Below are 15175 nucleotides of genomic sequence, written 5' to 3' on the forward strand. Positions count from 1 at the left end.
CGGCCGAGACGCGAATCTATTTCAGCCGTCGCCCGCCACACTCGAGCAATGGTTTCGGAACGCTTCGATCCCGAGCAGTGGGAGCCTGCGGCACTGAACGACGAGTTCAGGGACATCACCTACCACCGCGCGGTCGACTCCGGGACGGTCCGGATCGCGTTCGACCGGCCCGACGTCCGCAACGCCTTCCGGCCGGGGACCGTCGACGAACTCTACGACGCGCTGGACCACGCCAAGCGCCAGACCGACGTCGGCTGTATCCTGCTGACCGGGAACGGGCCGTCCTCGAAGGACGGCGGCTGGGCCTTCTGTTCCGGCGGCGATCAGACGATCCGGGGCGAGGACGGCTACCAGTACGAGGGCGACGAGGAACGAGCGTCGGAACAGGGCCGGCTCCACATCCTCGAGGTCCAGCGCCTCATTCGGCACATTCCGAAGGTCGTCGTCGCCGTCGTGCCGGGCTGGGCCGTCGGCGGCGGCCACTCGCTGCACGTCGTCTGTGACCTGACCCTCGCGAGCGAAGACCACGCGAAGTTCCTCCAGACCGATCCCGACGTGGCAAGCTACGACGCCGGCTTCGGCTCCGCGTACTTGGCCAAACAGATCGGCCAGAAGAAGGCCCGCGAGGTGTTCTTCCTCGGGAAGACCTACGACGCCGAAGAGGCCGCGGAGATGGGCATGGTCAACGAGGCGGTTCCCCACGAGGAGTTAGAGGAGACCGCCCTCGAGTGGGGCGAGCGCATCAACTCGAAGAGCCCGACGGCGATGCGGATGCTCAAGTACGCGTTCAACATGACCGACGACGGGATGGTCGGTCAGCAGGTCTTCGCCGGCGAGGCGACGCGGCTGGGCTACATGACCGACGAAGCGAAGGAGGGTCGAGACGCGTTCGTCGAAGGTCGCGATCCGGACTTCGACGACTTCCCGTGGCACTACTAATCTAAGGCCCGTATATCGAACCGATGCACCGACGAACGCTCCTCCGGCGGACGACGCTGCCGGCCGCGCTCGCGCTCGCAGGCTGTACCGCGCCCAGCGACGAGCCCGATGGGGAGGCCGACGCCGGGGGCGGAAGCGACGGCTCCGAGGGCGTCTCGGGAACCCCGCCGATCCCGATGCTCGAGGACCCGCCGGAGGCGGTCTATCTACCCGGCCACCGGAAGTCGATGCGCGTTCTCGAGCCGGTCGCTGCCGGCGAGTACGCGCTGACCCCGATGCTGTCGTACCCCCATCCGTTCTGGATCGTCACGGCGAACTACCGCGAGTTCGTCGAACCCGCGGCCGGCCGTGGGGTCCACCTGATGGTCGTCGTCTGGGACCGGGAGACGGGACGGGTCTTGCCCGGTGCCGAGCCGAGGGCAACGGTCTCCCGCGACGGGCGCGAGATCGATTCGCGGGCGCTGTGGCCGATGCTCTCCCAGGAGATGGGCCTCCACGTCGGCGACAACGTCGCCCTCCCGGCGGACGGGACCTACACCGTCGACGTCGACCTCCCACCGCTTTCGATCCGTCGGACCGGCTCGCTCGCGGGCAGATTCACCGACGGGGCGACCGCGACCTTCGAGTTCACGTACGATCAGGCCTTCCGCGAGGCCGTCGTCGAGGGGATCGAACTGCTGGACCGGGACCGGTGGGGCCAGCGGGGTGCGCTCGAGCCGATGACGGAGCGCGGGGCCGCCGGTGACGAGGACGGTGGAGAGAGCGCCGGCGACGACGCGACCGGTGTGGGGAACGGGGAACCGGACCCTGGAGCCCCCTACTCGCGGGTGCCGCCGGCCGACGCCTATCCCGGGACGCGGCTGGTCGAGTCGGTTGCCGGTTCCGAGACGAACGGCACGGCCGGCGATGGTGTCCCAAGGAGCGGCGATGCGGCGGTCGTCGTCGCGCTGCTTGAGCCCGAATCGCGACTCGCCGACGGCGACGACCCCTATCTGCTCGTCTCGCCCCGGACGCCGTACAACCGGGTGCCGCTCCCGAACGCGTCGCTGCGGGTCGTCCTCGAGCGCGACGCCCGACAGGTCCTCGACGAGCGCCTCGAGCCGGTGATCGACGGTGAGTACGGGCACCACTACGGGCGGTCCGTTTCGGACGTTCGGCCGGGCGATACGGTCCGGATCGCGGTCGAGTCGCCCCCGCAAACGGCCCGCCATCAGGGCTACGAAACGGCGTTTTTCGGGATGGAGCCGGTCGAACTCGTGGTTCCGTCGGCGTAGCTGTTTCCCCCGTTCGTTCTCCCGCTCGCTCGTGGCCACGACCGCCGGCGGTCACTCGCAATGCCAACGTTGACACTCTCTCGAGTGGGACACTCGAACCATGAGTTCGGCCGAGGTCGAGACATCACGGACGAAGGCGTGGCTGATGGCGGCCCGCCCGCAGACCTTGCCCGCGGCCGCGGCCCCGGTGATCGTCGGGTCGGGGCTGGCGGCCGCCGAGGGCGTGTTCGCGCCGCTGCCGGCGATCGTGGCCTTCGTCGGTGCGGCGCTGATCCAGATCGGGACGAACTTCGCGAACGACTACTACGACGCCGTCAAGGGGGCCGACACCGAGGACCGGGAGGGCTTTACCCGGGTCACCCAGTCGGGGCTCATCTCGCCCGAGCAGGTCAAGCTCGCGACGATCGTCACCTTCGGACTGGCGATCTGCTCGGGGACCTATCTCGTCTATGTGGGGGGCGTTCCGATCCTCGTCGTGGGGCTCGTCAGCGTCTTCTGCGGCTGGGCCTACACCGGCGGCCCCTACCCGCTGGGCTATCACGGGCTGGGCGATCTCTTCGTGTTCGTCTTCTTCGGCCTCGTCGCCGTGACCGGAACCTACTACGTACAGGCCGCGGCCGTCCTCGCGGAGCCGCTCGCGACGACGGTCCCCGACGGCACCGTCCCGCTCGAGGCCGTGATCGCGAGCCTGCCGATCGCCGGGCTCTCGACGGCGATTCTCGTCGTGAACAACGTCCGGGACAAGGAGACCGACACCGAGGCGGGCAAACGGACCCTCGCGGTCCGGCTGGGCTACCGCTGGAGTCGCGTGGAGTACGTGGCCATGCTCGCGATCGCCTACGTCGTTCCGGGCTGGTTCTGGCTCGCGACCGACGTCGGCCCCGGTGTGTTGCTCCCGCTGGTGACGCTGCCCTACGCCGCGACGATCGCGCGAACCGTCCTGACCCGAACCGATGGCGAGGCGCTCAACCCCGCGCTCGAGGCGACCGGCAAGCTGCTCGCGATCTATGCCGTCTGTTTCGCCGGGGGGCTGGTGCTGCTATGAGCGCCGCCGAGGACCTCTCGCTGGAGTATCGTCCCTTCTCGCTCGACCTCGTTGAGCCGCTCGAGACGGCCGACGGGACGATCGCGTCCCGGGACGGCTTTCTCGTCCGACTGGTCGACGAGGCCGACGACGGCAGCGACGGAGCCGGCGACGAGCCGGCCGTCGGCTACGGGGAAGCGACGCCGCTGCCGGGCTGGACCGAGTCCCGGGAGGACTGCGAGCGCGCCCTCGAGCGCGCACAGGAGGCGCTCCGAACCGACGGCCCGAGCGAGGCCCTCGAGGCCGTCGACCGGCAGGTCGCGGCCCGTCACGCCCTCTCGCTGGCACTGGCCGACCTGCAGGCGACCCGCGAGTCGACGCCGCTGTATCGGTACCTCGGACAGGGGCCGATGGTCGGGCGGGTGCCGGTCAACGCGACGATCGGCGACGGCTCACCGGACGAGACGGTCGCCGCGGCCCGCGCGGCCGTCGATCGGGGCTTTACCACCTGCAAGCTGAAGGTCGGCCTCCGGAGCGTCGAGGACGACATCGAACGCGTCCGCCGAGTCCGCGAGGCCGTCGGCGACCGGATCGAACTGCGGGCCGACGCCAACGAGGCCTGGACCTTCGAGGAGGCCCAGTCGGCTCTCGAGGGCTTTGCCGACTGTGGCGTCTCGATCCTCGAGCAGCCCCTCCCGGCGGGCGCGCTCGAGGGTCACGCCGACCTCCGCAAGGAGAGCCGTGGCGTCTCGATCGCGCTCGACGAGGGGCTGCTCGAACACGGCGTCGACGCGATCTGTGACGCCGGGGCAGCCGACGTCGTCGTCCTGAAGCCGATGGCGCTGGGCGGGATCGACGTCGCCCGACAGGTCGCTGCGTGGCTGTCCGAACTCGAGGTCGCGCCGCTGGTGACGACCACCATCGACGGCGTCGTCGCGCGCACCGGCGCGGTACATCTGGCGGCCGCGATCCCCGACGTGCCGGCCTGCGGACTGGCGACCGGCGATCTGCTCGCGACGGATCTGGGCCGGGATCCCGTCTTGATCGAGAAGGGGTCGGCCGTCGTCCCGCAGGCGAAGGGACTGGGCGTCGCGGACGTCTGGGGTGACCGATGACCGGCGGCCTCGAGTGGCCGACGCGGGACCTGCTCGCCGGTCGTGCCTCGACGACGCCGGACGCGACGGGACTCGTCGACGCCGACGGTGACCGATCGTGGACGTACAGGGCGTTCGACCGGCGGGTCGACGCCGTCGCGGCACGATTCGAGAGCCTCGTCTCCGGCCCCGACGATCGCCTCGGTATCCTCATGGACACCCGCGTCGCGTTCGCCGAGGTCTACTTCGCGGCGATGCGACTCGGCGTCACGATCGTCCCGTTGAACGTCCGGGAAACGGCAGCGGAACTCGCCCCGAAGGTCCGACGAACCGCCATCGACGCGCTCGTCTGCGAGGCGGCGACCGAAGAACTCGCCCTCGAGATCGGCGACTGCCCGATCGTCTCGGTCGACGCCCCCGATCGCGACGGCGTCGACCCGCTCGAGCCGATCGACGGGGCGTCCGTGACCCCGGTCGCGCTCGAGCGCGACGACACGCACCTGCTCATGTTCACGTCGGGTACGTCGGGGGATCCGAAGGCCGTCCGGCTGACGGTCGGCAACCTCGTCGCCAGCGCGACCGCCTCGGCGTTCCGGCTCGGCGTCCTGCCGGCCGACCGGTGGCTCTGCTGTCTGCCGATGTATCACATGGGCGGGCTGGCACCGATCGTCCGGTCGACGCTGTACGGAACGACCGCCGTGATCCAGCGCGTGTTCGACCCCCACGACACCGCCCGCGTCGTCGACGAGTACGATATCACGGGCGTCTCGCTCGTGCCGACGATGTGCAAGCGCCTGCTCGAGGCCGGCTGGGAGCCACCGGACTCGCTGCGGTTCGTTCTGCTGGGCGGCGCTCCGGCTTCGGGGGAACTGCTCGAGCGCTGTCGGGAGCGGGGCGTGCCGGCCCACCCGACCTACGGCATGACCGAGACCGCCTCCCAGATCGCGACGGCGACGCCGGCCGAGACCGCGGCCCACGAGGGGACGGTCGGCAAGCCGCTTTCCGGAACCGACGTGACCGTTGTCGACGAGGACGGCACGGTTCTCGGGCCGGACGAACAGGGCGAACTCGTCGTCTCGGGGCCGACGGTGACGCCGGGCTATCTCGACGCCGCCGAGACCGCGGCCGCCTTCGGCGACCACGGGCTCCACACCGGCGACGTCGGCTACCGCGATGCAGACGGCCGGCTATGGGTCCTCAATCGCCGCAGTGACCGCATCGTCACCGGCGGCGAGAACGTCGACCCCGGCGAGGTCGTCGCGGCGCTGCGGTCCCACCCAGATGTCGAGGACGCCGCGGTCGTGGGTCTCTCCGATCCGGAGTGGGGCGAACGGGTCGCAGCACTCGTCGTCCCCGAAGCGGGGGCAGCCGCATCGCTCGAGCCGGCGTCCCTGCTCGCTCACTGCGACGAGCGCCTCGCGGGGTTCAAGCGGCCGAAGACGATCGGGGTCGCCGACTCGCTTCCCCGGACCGCGTCGGGGACCGTCGACCGTGAGGAGGTCCGCGAGCGTCTGCTTACGGACGGGACCGACCTGAGCGGGTAGTCTCCCGCGTCGCTGGTCAGTCGTCGTCGGAGACGCTCTCGGAGACCGGCCGCTGACGGCGAGTCGGCGGCTCCGAGACCGGCGTCTCGTTGTCGCGAACGTAGTTTCTGGCGACGACGTAGCTGCCGTACAGGACGAGCAACAGGAACAGCGAGAACGGCAGCGCCATCGTCACCGACAGCGACTCGATGGCGCTGAACTCCTCGAGTTCGAGTGACATCATCCCGAAGACGGCGAGCAAGGCACCCCACCACGCGCGGTTTCGCGGGTTCGGGTTCTCGTCGCCGAGCGTGATCGCCGAAATCATAAACACCGCCGAGTCGAGCGAGGTAATGATGTAGCCGGCGATGATGAAGACGAAGAGTACGGCGAGAATCGTTCCATACGGCGTGATCTCGAGGGCTTTCGCGATGGCTGCGGGATTGCCCGAGGCGGCCAGTGCCTCCGCGATTGGAGCTTGATACCCCGGTGCGAGCGCCCAGCCGCCGATGAGACCGTGCTGGATCCAGGTGAACAGCGTCGGGACCAGCACGAGGACGGCGAACAGTTCCCTGACCGTGCGGCCCTTCGAGACGCGAGCGACGAAACTCCCGACGAAGATACTCCAGGCGGCCCACCAGGCCCACCAGAAGCCGGTCCAGTCGGCCGCCCAGTTGCCCTCGGCCCCCGGCGCGGTGTACAGCGACAGCCGGAACAGGTTGCTGAGCCAGACGCCGGTCGCGTCGAGGTGGAGTTCGAGCATGTACAGCGTCGGCCCGATCACCACGAGTAGGGCCATCGCGACGCCGATGAGGACCACCGTCGCCCGGGCCGCGTTACGGATCCCCTTCCGGAGGCCGAGCCAGACGTCACCGAGGAAGACCAGCCCGATCAGCGCGAACACCGCGTAGGTGAGGATCCGCGCCTCGAGGCCGAAGACGCCGCTGAGGATCGCGGACATCGTCTGTGCGCTGAACCCGAGCGTCGTCGCGATGCCGCCGATCGTGGCGATCATCGCCGCCAGATCGACCAGCCAGTAGAGGCCCGGGATTCGGCCCTTGTCGACGACGCCGGCAAGCATCGAACTGATCTTGTACTCGCCGATGCCGTCCGTGTAGACCGCGATCCCGAAGGCGATCGCGACGGGGAGATACCACATCGCCAGCCCCGGGAACACCTCGTGGATGAACATGAACGCGAGCGCCATCGACTCGGTGGACGCGTTCTGGACCGGCGCGGGATCCGGCGGGGGATACTGGACGATCGAAACCGGTTCCGCCACGCCCCAGATGAGGACTGACGCGCCGAACCCGACGGTAAAGACCATCGATAGCCACGAGAAGCGATCGAATTCGGGCTCGGCGTCGGGGCCGCCGATCCGGATCCGGCCGTACCGCGAGGCCGTGAACGCGGTCGCGGCGACCAGCAGGACGAACCCAAGCAGGATGAACCACCAGCCGAAGTAGACGAGGACCCAGCTTTTCGCCCCAATGAGCGCACTACTCAATGCCGACGGCCGCAGGAATCCAACGATCCCAAGCGAGAGCATCACGCCCATCGTCACGAAAAACAGGGCCATCTCTCCCCGCGAGGCGTCCTCGAGGCCGAGGAGCCGACCGACGTTCATCGTTCGACCCCACTACGCTCGTCGCCGTTCCGTTCGGCGGTCGTCTGCGTATCGTCGCTACTCACGATTGTGTGAGCCAGCATCAGATGTGTCTCGGATCCCACTCCTAATCGTTGAAGAACCCTTTGTATCGAACGCCGCTACAGGATCGGTACCACACTGCAGGATAGATGGGCGGAACCAACGGGATTGCCGCCGGACCCGGAGTTAAGCCGCTTGCCGCCCTACGCGGACCCGTGTGTACGCTCACGCTCGCTTGGCAGGTCTTCGAGGAGGCACCGGTCGCCGTCGCCGCGAACCGTGACGAGGCGGTCGGCCGGCCATCCGAACCGCCGGGCGTCTACCGCGAGGAACCGCTGATCGTTGCGCCGCGTGACGCCGAGGCCGGCGGCACTTGGATCGGCTACAACGAACACGGCGTCTTCGTCGGCCTCACGAACAAGTGGGCCACCGCCGATCTCGCCGGCGAGCGCTCTCGGGGGCTGCTCGTCGCCGACGCCCTCGAGGCGCGCTCGGCCGCCGAAGCCCGCTCGATCGTGGCGGACGCGACCGATGCCGACGGGTACAGCGGGTTCTATCTGGTTGCCGCCGACGCCGACGAGGCGTTTTGCTACCAGTGGGACGGCGACCTCACGCTGACCGAGTTCGAGCCCGGCGTCCACGTCGTCGTCAACGTCGCGGTCAACGACGACGTCGACGTCCCGGCGGACCGAGCGGCGGTCGGCCAAGCGCAGGCGGACAACGCTCGAGCGGTCCGGGATGCGCTCGCGCCGGCATCGGGCGAGACCGTCGGCGACTGGCTCGAGCGCGGGGCCGCGGTGCTTTCGGACCACGATTACGGCGTCTGCATTCATGAGGACGGGTTCGGAACCCGCTCGTCATCGCTGCTCGCGCTCGGTCCCGAGACGGCGCGATACGAGTTCGCGCCGGGACCGCCCTGTCGGACGAGCTACGAGTCGGTCTCTCTCCCCGAACGCGTGTCGGGAGCCGCCGACGCCGACGGAACGGACCCGGCGATCGACGGCGAAGGGCACATTTAAGCGGCTCGCACTATCTGGTATGGGTATGGACGCACTCCTGCCTGTAGCGACGCACACGGCGAGGTGGTGGCCGTGAGCGTGTCCGCGGCCGAAGCCGAACTCACCGAGGCCGAGCGCGCGGGCCTCGAACTCGTCCGCGAGTCCGGCGGCATCCACCAGAGCGACTTCTGGAAGGAACTGGACGTCTCCTCGCGGAAGGGCAGTCGAATCGTCGAGTCGCTCGTCGAGAAGGAACTGGTCGACCGGGAGGAGACCGTCTACGAGGGACACAACACCTACTACATCTCGCCGACCGCCCGCGACCTGGATTTCACCCTGCTGATGGCCGGCGACATGCTCTCGCCGTTCATCGGCGAGGAGGAGGTCGACCCCAACAGCGACGCCTTCTCCCAGTGGATCATGAACCTCGCTTACGAGGAGTAACCCGTCGACCGCGGTCGACGAACCACCGCTCTTTCATCGGCTGCCGTTGCTCGAGCGCAGGCTATCGCGTCGGGTCAGTCGTTGCCGACGCCGAAGTGAGCGCGCCAGCCACGTGTGCGGCCCGATCGAATATCTCGGCGGGATCCGGCGCGACGGACACGGTCTAGTTACGGTTCGTTGATAAATAAGAGCGAGACATGAACACGCCGGCTGTCGAGACACTGTGCGTCGGGTCGGGAGCCGACCCAGCCGGCCCGGCGGAATCGATCACTCGTAGGGATCGAACCGCTCGATGAGAACGAAGGGGTCGCGTTCGCGGTTGTAGTAGGAGACGTCGCCGTCCAACGCCTCGATGAGTCGCCGGTGGACCTCGCGTGCGGCCCGTCCCTCGTCGGGCTCTAGGTGATGTTGGCCCCGCATGTCGGTCCAGAACCCGCCGTCGAGCCACAGCAGCGTTTCGTCGTTGGACTGATAGACGACCTCGCCCTCCTCGGTCAGGCCGTCGATCGCGAGCTGTCGACCCGACAGCTGTGCGCGCGCGAGGACGGCGATGAGCTGCCGGCGGGAAACCGGCGCGTGCAACGCGACGTCATCGATCGTCTCCCCGAAATAGCTCTCGACGAGATCACACGCCCGCGAGAACTCGTCGAATTCGACCTCCTGATCCTGTGCGATTTTCATAAGTCCCCTCGAGTGAACCGTTCGGTACGCAGAGGATTGCCAGACGGACACAAAAATCTATCCGTCGTTCAGACGGTTTCCTGTCAGTCATTGCCGGCGCAATCGCTACGGGTCGCGGTTGCGCCGGAAAATCAGAACAGCAAGCCGTCTCAGGCGAGCGCGCTCGCCGCCCGGATCAGCCGCCGTTCGCCGAATGCGGGGCCGATCAGTTGGAGGCCGACGGGGAGCCCGTCCGTTTCGCCGGCCGGCACCGAAATCGCGGGCAGGTCAGCGAGGTTCACCGGCACGGTGTTCGCGTCGGCGAGATACAACTGCAGCGGATCCTCGAGGCTCTCGCCGAGTTCGAACGGCGGCACCGGCATCGTCGGGCTGGCGAGGACGTCCGCCTCCGCGAGGGCGTCGTCGAAGTCCTGTTTGACCCACGCGCGGGCGTCCTGGGCCTTCTTGTAGTACTTGTCGTGGTAGCCGGCGGAGAGTGCGTAGGTTCCCAGCAGAATCCGCCGTTTGACCTCGTCGCCGAACCCCTCCTCGCGCGCTTTCGCGAAGGTCTCGTTCCAGTTGCCGTCGTAGCCGCCCGACTGCCCGTAGCGGACGCCGTCGAACCGCGCGAGGTTCGACGAGGCTTCCGACATCGCGATCACGTAGTAGGCCTCGACGGCGTGTTCGACGGACGGCAGGGAGACCTCGTGGTACTCCGCGCCGCGGTCCTCCAAGTCGGCGATGGCGTCCCAGAACGTCTCGACGACCCCCTCGTCGGCCCCCTCGAGCAGTTCCGTCGGAACGCCGATCGAGAGCCCGTCGACGTCGCCGGTCGCGGCGTCGGCGTAGCGCTCGCTGTCTTCCAGTGGCGCCTCGCGTGTCGTCGCATCGCGCTCGTCGCTGCCGGCGATCACGTCAAGCAGTTCGGCGGCGTCCTCGACGGTCTCGCCGAAGGGGCCGATCTGCTCCAAGCTGTTGCCGTAGGCGACGAGGCCGTACCGCGAGACGAGGCCGTAGGTCGGCTTGATGCCGACGACGCCACAGAAGGCCGCGGGACAGCGAACCGAGCCGCCGGTGTCCGACCCCAGCGCGAGGTCGGCCTCGCCGGCGGCGACGGCGGCCGCGGAGCCTCCCGAGGAGCCCCCGGGAACGTGGCCCGGCGCGGCAGGGTTGTCCGTCGCACCGAAGTAGGAGGTCTCGGTGGTCGTCCCCATGCCGAACTCGTCCATGTTGGCCTTGCCGACGATGGTCGCGCCGGCCTCCTTCAGCCGCGAGACGACCGTCGCGTCGTAGGGCGGGACGTAGTCCTCGAGCATCTTCGAGCCGCAGGTCGTCCGGACCCCCTCGGTCGAGATGTTGTCCTTGACGGCGACCGTCCGACCGGCGAGCGGGCCGTCGTCGGCCCCCTCGATCCGCTCCTCGGTGATGAAAATGTCCTCGGACATGGTTACGAGACGTTGGGCCCCTTGAAGTAGCCGTCCTCGGTTTCCGACGCGTTCCGGAGCGCGTCCTCGCTCGAGAGCGATTCGCGTTCCTCGTCGGGCCGCATCACGTTCGCGAGATCGGCGTCCCGATCGACTGCCGGCACCTCGTCTAGGGTCTCGAAGTACTCGAGGATGTCCGCGAACTGCCCGGTGAACCGGTCGACCTCTTCGTCGTCGAGGTCGACGCGGGCCAGCTCCGCGACGTGGCGGACCTCCTCGGGACTGACGGCGTCGTCGCTCATACGTGGTCAGACCGGCCTCCGGAGAGTAAGGGTTTCGATACCGCGGGGCCACGGACCGTCCGCCGACTGCTGCCCGCCGCGGACTGTCTCGATCCCAGCGTTTAACTGACATGATTCCGTTATATGGGTCACGAGAACGTTTTCCAGCCACTGGTACCCGTCTCGCTGACAATGACAGACTCACCCATCCGAACGCGAAGCGACGAGCCCCGCCAAACCGAGTCCGAGACATCGACCGAGACCGCCGACGAGCAGGAACACTGCCCCGAGTGTGGCGGCCGACTGGTTTCCGACGACGGACGTGCCGAGACGGTCTGTACGGACTGTAGCCTCGTCGTCGAGGAAGACGAGATCGACCGCGGCCCCGAATGGCGTGCGTTCGACGCCGCCGAGAAAGACGAGAAGTCCCGCGTCGGCGCGCCGACGACCAACATGATGCACGACCAGGGGCTCTCGACCAACATCGGCTGGCAGGACAAAGACGCCTACGGCCGCTCGCTCTCGAGTCGCCAACGCGAGAAGATGCAGCGCCTGCGTACCTGGAACGAGCGCTTTCGCACCCGTAACTCCAAGGAGCGCAACCTCAAGCAGGCGCTGGGCGAGATCGACCGGATGGCCAGCGCGCTCGGTCTCCCCGACACCGTCCGCGAAACGTCGAGCGTGATCTATCGGCGTGCCCTCGAGGAGGACCTGCTGCCGGGTCGCTCGATCGAAGGCGTCGCGACCGCGTCGCTGTACGCCGCCGCCCGACAGGCCGGCACCCCTCGCAGTCTCGACGAGATTTCGGCGGTCAGCCGCGTCGAGAAAGCCGAAATCGCCCGCACATACCGGTACGTCGTCCGGGAACTCGGCCTCGAGGTCCAGCCGGCCGATCCCGAGAGCTACGTCCCCCGGTTCGCCAGCGATCTCGATCTCGCCGACGAGACCGAACGCCGCGCTCACGACCTCCTGTCGACGGCCAAGGAACGCGGCGTCCACAGCGGCAAGTCTCCGGTCGGCCTCGCCGCGGCCGCCGTCTACGCCGCCGCCCTCCTGACCAACGAGAAAGTCACCCAAAACGACGTCAGCGACGTCGCCAGCATCTCCGAGGTCACCATCCGCAACCGCTACAAGGAACTGCTCGAGGCCGACGGCGGCGCGCCGGCCTGAGCGGTATCGCGACTGACGGTCAACCCGTGATTGTCGCGTTCCAATACTGTCTTACTCGCCGAACAATCACGAGAACGATATTTTAACAGGTCGATACTCAAGGGTGGTCGTCGTGACCGTGGCCGTATGCACTGTGACAACTGCGATTCCGACGCGGTCGCGTACACGTTGACGACCTACGTCGAACCGGACGGACGGGAGTCGGTCGACCTCCACTTCTGCTCGACCGACTGCCTCCACGTCTGGACCTGACGACGCCCCGTGGACGCGACGCGTCGGCCTCGAGTTCGACTCGGCGGCGGGTGGCATCACGCGCAAAAAAGTCGTCCGGATCCGATCCCGCTCACGGGTCCTCGTCGTAGATGTCGCGGGTAGGCTCGCCACTGACGTCGACGACGCCGAGTGCGCCGCGGCGGGCGGCACGAGTCAGGGCGTGGTCGACGATCTTGACCGGTCCCGGCACCGGGAACTCCATTTCGGCCGCAGCCGTCGTCCCGGGTGCGACGGGCGCGGTTTCGACGTTGCGATCGGGGTCGGTCAGGAGGTCGCCGTCGCGGTAGAAGCGACTCCAGACGTTGCCGATGGCGTGCCAGGAACTCAGCAGGTTCGGGCCGCCGTTGGCGAAGTACACCCGGGCGGTCTCGCCGGTGTTGGCCTCCATGGGAACGCCGCCGTCGGGAGTGAAGCCGTAGGCCTGGCCATTGAAGACGACGTAGGTCGGCTCCTCTTTGAGCATCGCATCGAAGTCGAAGCCGTGGTGGCCTTCCTCGCCGAGGTCGCCGTCCGTGTAGATCTCGTGCTGGCCGAGGTAGTACTCGTTGTCGACCTCGGGCAGACCGTCCTCGGGCTCGACGAGGATCGAGCCGAACATGCCCGCGCTGATGTGCTGGTCCATGTTCGGGATCGCGCAGTGATAGATGAACACGCCCGCGTAGTCGGCGGTGAAGCTGATCTGGGTGGGATCATCGCCGGGCGCGATCGTGGTCGCGTCGGCACCGCCGCCGGGGCCGTAGACCGCGTGGAAGTCCATGTTGTGGGCGGCCACGTTCAGGTCATCCGGCACGTCGAAGGTCAGATTCACCCGGTCGCCGCGGCGCACTCGGAGCATCGGCCCGGGAACCTGCCCCTCGAAGGTCATGTAGTCGAAGGTGACCCCGGGCTCGATCTCGGCCGTGACCCGCTCGGTCCGGATCGTGACGTCGTGTTCGCGGGGCTCGTTCCAGTCAACCGGGTCCGGAATGTCCGTCGGGTCCCGCGCGATGCGGTCGACGTCGACGGCTTTGGCTGCCGCCAGCCCCTCGTCCTCAGCCGCCGACTGGTCGCCGTTCCCGCTGTCGGTCTGGGTGTCGCCACCGAGGCAGCCGGCGACTGCCAACGCGCCGGTCGCTCCGATCGCCTGCATCGCCCGTCGTCGGGTGAGATTGGATTGGGTCATTGTCCTATCTATACATAGTGGTGGACGTATGATCAACCATCACGATGCTTCCCGTCGGATAGTAATCCGATCGTCGGTTCCCCGGATATGATGGTCCATTAAATACCCACTTCCGGTTGATTTCGTCGACCGGCACGAATTCAGCCCCGTCATCGGTCCCACTCCCAGCGGGAAGCGACTCTCGAGCGTGGCCGACCCAAACGGATATGTTGGATCTCGGTCAAGTCAGTAGCATGGAGCCACACGGACGCGCTTCGGACGGAGTACTCGAGGCGACCGTTTCGTCGGTCGAACTGGACTCGAGTCGCCGAACGGTCAACGGGGTCGACCTGCACGTCGTCGCCGCCGGTGACGAGTCGGCGCCGCTGGTGGTCTTGCTCCACGGGTTTCCCGAGTTCTGGTACGGCTGGCGGCGGGTCATCGGGCCGCTCGTCGATGCCGGCTATCGGGTCGTCGTGCCCGATCAGCGCGGGTACAACCGAAGCGAGAAACCCGACGGCGTTGGTTCGTACCGTCTCACTGAACTGACGCGGGACGTGGTCGAACTGATCGGGACCGAGGATCGCGAACGCGCGGCCGTCGTCGGCCACGACTGGGGCGGCATGGTCGCCTGGTCGGTCGCAGCCCACCACCCCGAGGTCGTCGACCGACTGACCATCGTGAACGTCCCACACCCGACCGCGTACCGCCGCCAACTCCTGTCGAATCCGGCGCAGCTACGCCGGAGCTGGTACGCCCTCTGGTTCCAGGTGCCGTGGCTTCCCGAACGCGTCGCCCGCTACGACGACTACCGCGTTCTCGAGCGGGCCCTTCGTGGGACGGCCGCCCCGGGAACGTTCCGCGATGACGAACTGGCTCGCTATCGCCGCGCCTGGGACCGAGAGGGGGCGCTGACGGCGATGCTGAACTGGTATCGAGCGGCCGCCCGGTATCCGCCTCGGTCCCCGACCGAGCCGATCGAGCCCCCGACGCTCGTCGTCTGGGGCGAGGACGACGACGCGCTCGTTCCCTCGCTGGCGGTCGACAGCACGATGCTGTGTGCCGACGGACGGCTCGAGTTGCTCCCGGAGACGAGCCACTGGGTGCCACACGAAGCGCCGACGCGGCTCACCGACGAAATCCTCGCACATCTGGCTGCTTGATCGGCTCCGGTGATACCGGGGACCGATCGGACCGGCAGAACACGTTCGGGAGAGGAACCGCATCCGACGGGAGCGTCGCTCCGAACGAGTCGCTCCGTACCGGGCTGCCGGCGATCCCG

General features: G+C 68.0%; 15 protein-coding genes. 10 read left to right on the top strand and 5 right to left on the bottom strand.

Annotation, left to right across the window (positions count from 1 at the left end; translation table 11 throughout):
- Window positions 1-48: 48 nt before the first annotated feature.
- From NATPE_RS11055 to menE, 5 genes are all read left to right on the top strand, one after another.
- A complete protein-coding gene (locus NATPE_RS11055; protein WP_006180841.1) occupies window positions 49-939 on the top strand; it encodes a 1,4-dihydroxy-2-naphthoyl-CoA synthase in 891 nt (296 codons plus the stop codon).
- A 23-nt stretch (window positions 940-962) separates the two neighbouring features.
- Window positions 963-2213 (top strand): DUF7350 domain-containing protein, encoded by a 1251-nt coding sequence (locus tag NATPE_RS11060; RefSeq protein ID WP_006180840.1) that lies wholly within the window; start codon window positions 963-965, stop codon window positions 2211-2213.
- Window positions 2214-2313: 100 nt separating this feature from the next.
- Window positions 2314-3258, top strand: a complete 945-nt coding sequence (locus NATPE_RS11065; RefSeq protein WP_006180839.1) for a 1,4-dihydroxy-2-naphthoate polyprenyltransferase — start codon at window positions 2314-2316, stop codon at window positions 3256-3258.
- Window positions 3255-4352 (top strand): mandelate racemase/muconate lactonizing enzyme family protein, encoded by a 1098-nt coding sequence (locus NATPE_RS11070; RefSeq protein WP_006180838.1) that lies wholly within the window; start codon window positions 3255-3257, stop codon window positions 4350-4352. Before NATPE_RS11065 ends, NATPE_RS11070 begins: the two co-directional genes overlap by 4 nt.
- Window positions 4349-5875: an o-succinylbenzoate--CoA ligase gene (gene menE, locus NATPE_RS11075; protein ID WP_006180837.1), complete on the top strand. Its 1527-nt coding sequence runs from the start codon at window positions 4349-4351 to the stop codon at window positions 5873-5875. The genes NATPE_RS11070 and menE overlap by 4 nt, the downstream gene beginning before the upstream one ends.
- A 16-nt stretch (window positions 5876-5891) precedes the next feature.
- Here the strand turns inward: menE and NATPE_RS11080 are convergent, their stop codons facing one another.
- Window positions 5892-7481 carry a BCCT family transporter gene (locus NATPE_RS11080; RefSeq protein ID WP_006180836.1) on the bottom strand — a complete coding sequence of 530 codons (1590 nt, stop codon included), beginning with the start codon at window positions 7479-7481 and terminating at the stop codon, window positions 5892-5894.
- Between the two features lie 236 nt (window positions 7482-7717).
- Here NATPE_RS11080 and NATPE_RS11085 point away from each other — a divergent pair, with 236 nt between their 5' ends.
- Entirely contained in the window at window positions 7718-8521 is an 804-nt protein-coding gene (locus NATPE_RS11085; RefSeq protein WP_006180835.1) for an NRDE family protein, read from the top strand.
- 72 nt (window positions 8522-8593) lie between these two features.
- On the top strand, window positions 8594-8944 hold the full coding sequence (locus tag NATPE_RS11090) for a helix-turn-helix transcriptional regulator (RefSeq protein ID WP_006180834.1): 351 nt from the start codon (window positions 8594-8596) through the stop codon (window positions 8942-8944).
- A 267-nt stretch (window positions 8945-9211) separates the two neighbouring features.
- Here the strand turns inward: NATPE_RS11090 and NATPE_RS11095 are convergent, their stop codons facing one another.
- The 3 genes from NATPE_RS11095 to gatC form a co-directional block, all read right to left on the bottom strand.
- A complete protein-coding gene (locus tag NATPE_RS11095) occupies window positions 9212-9625 on the bottom strand; it encodes a hypothetical protein (RefSeq protein WP_006180833.1) in 414 nt (137 codons plus the stop codon).
- A gap of 149 nt (window positions 9626-9774) precedes the next feature.
- A complete protein-coding gene (gatA, locus tag NATPE_RS11100) occupies window positions 9775-11049 on the bottom strand; it encodes an Asp-tRNA(Asn)/Glu-tRNA(Gln) amidotransferase subunit GatA (protein WP_006180832.1) in 1275 nt (424 codons plus the stop codon).
- Window positions 11050-11051: 2 nt separating this feature from the next.
- Window positions 11052-11330: an Asp-tRNA(Asn)/Glu-tRNA(Gln) amidotransferase subunit GatC gene (gene gatC / locus NATPE_RS11105; RefSeq protein WP_006180831.1), complete on the bottom strand. Its 279-nt coding sequence runs from the start codon at window positions 11328-11330 to the stop codon at window positions 11052-11054.
- Between the two features lie 171 nt (window positions 11331-11501).
- Between gatC and NATPE_RS11110 the strand changes: the two genes are divergently transcribed.
- Both NATPE_RS11110 and NATPE_RS23280 read left to right on the top strand, forming a co-directional pair.
- Window positions 11502-12479, top strand: a complete 978-nt coding sequence (locus NATPE_RS11110) for a transcription initiation factor IIB (RefSeq protein WP_049897285.1) — start codon at window positions 11502-11504, stop codon at window positions 12477-12479.
- Window positions 12480-12605: 126 nt separating this feature from the next.
- On the top strand, window positions 12606-12731 hold the full coding sequence (locus tag NATPE_RS23280; protein ID WP_006180829.1) for a hypothetical protein: 126 nt from the start codon (window positions 12606-12608) through the stop codon (window positions 12729-12731).
- A gap of 91 nt (window positions 12732-12822) precedes the next feature.
- On the opposite strand, the gene nirK is transcribed toward NATPE_RS23280, so the two are convergent.
- Window positions 12823-13881 carry a copper-containing nitrite reductase gene (gene nirK / locus NATPE_RS11115; RefSeq protein WP_015299055.1) on the bottom strand — a complete coding sequence of 353 codons (1059 nt, stop codon included), beginning with the start codon at window positions 13879-13881 and terminating at the stop codon, window positions 12823-12825.
- A gap of 266 nt (window positions 13882-14147) precedes the next feature.
- On the opposite strand from nirK, the gene NATPE_RS11120 reads away from it, so the two are divergent.
- Window positions 14148-15056, top strand: a complete 909-nt coding sequence (locus NATPE_RS11120) for an alpha/beta fold hydrolase (RefSeq protein WP_006181559.1) — start codon at window positions 14148-14150, stop codon at window positions 15054-15056.
- Window positions 15057-15175 lie beyond the last annotated feature (119 nt).

The sequence above is a fragment of the Natrinema pellirubrum DSM 15624 genome (genome assembly GCF_000230735.2).
Lineage (GTDB): Archaea > Halobacteriota > Halobacteria > Halobacteriales > Natrialbaceae > Natrinema > Natrinema pellirubrum.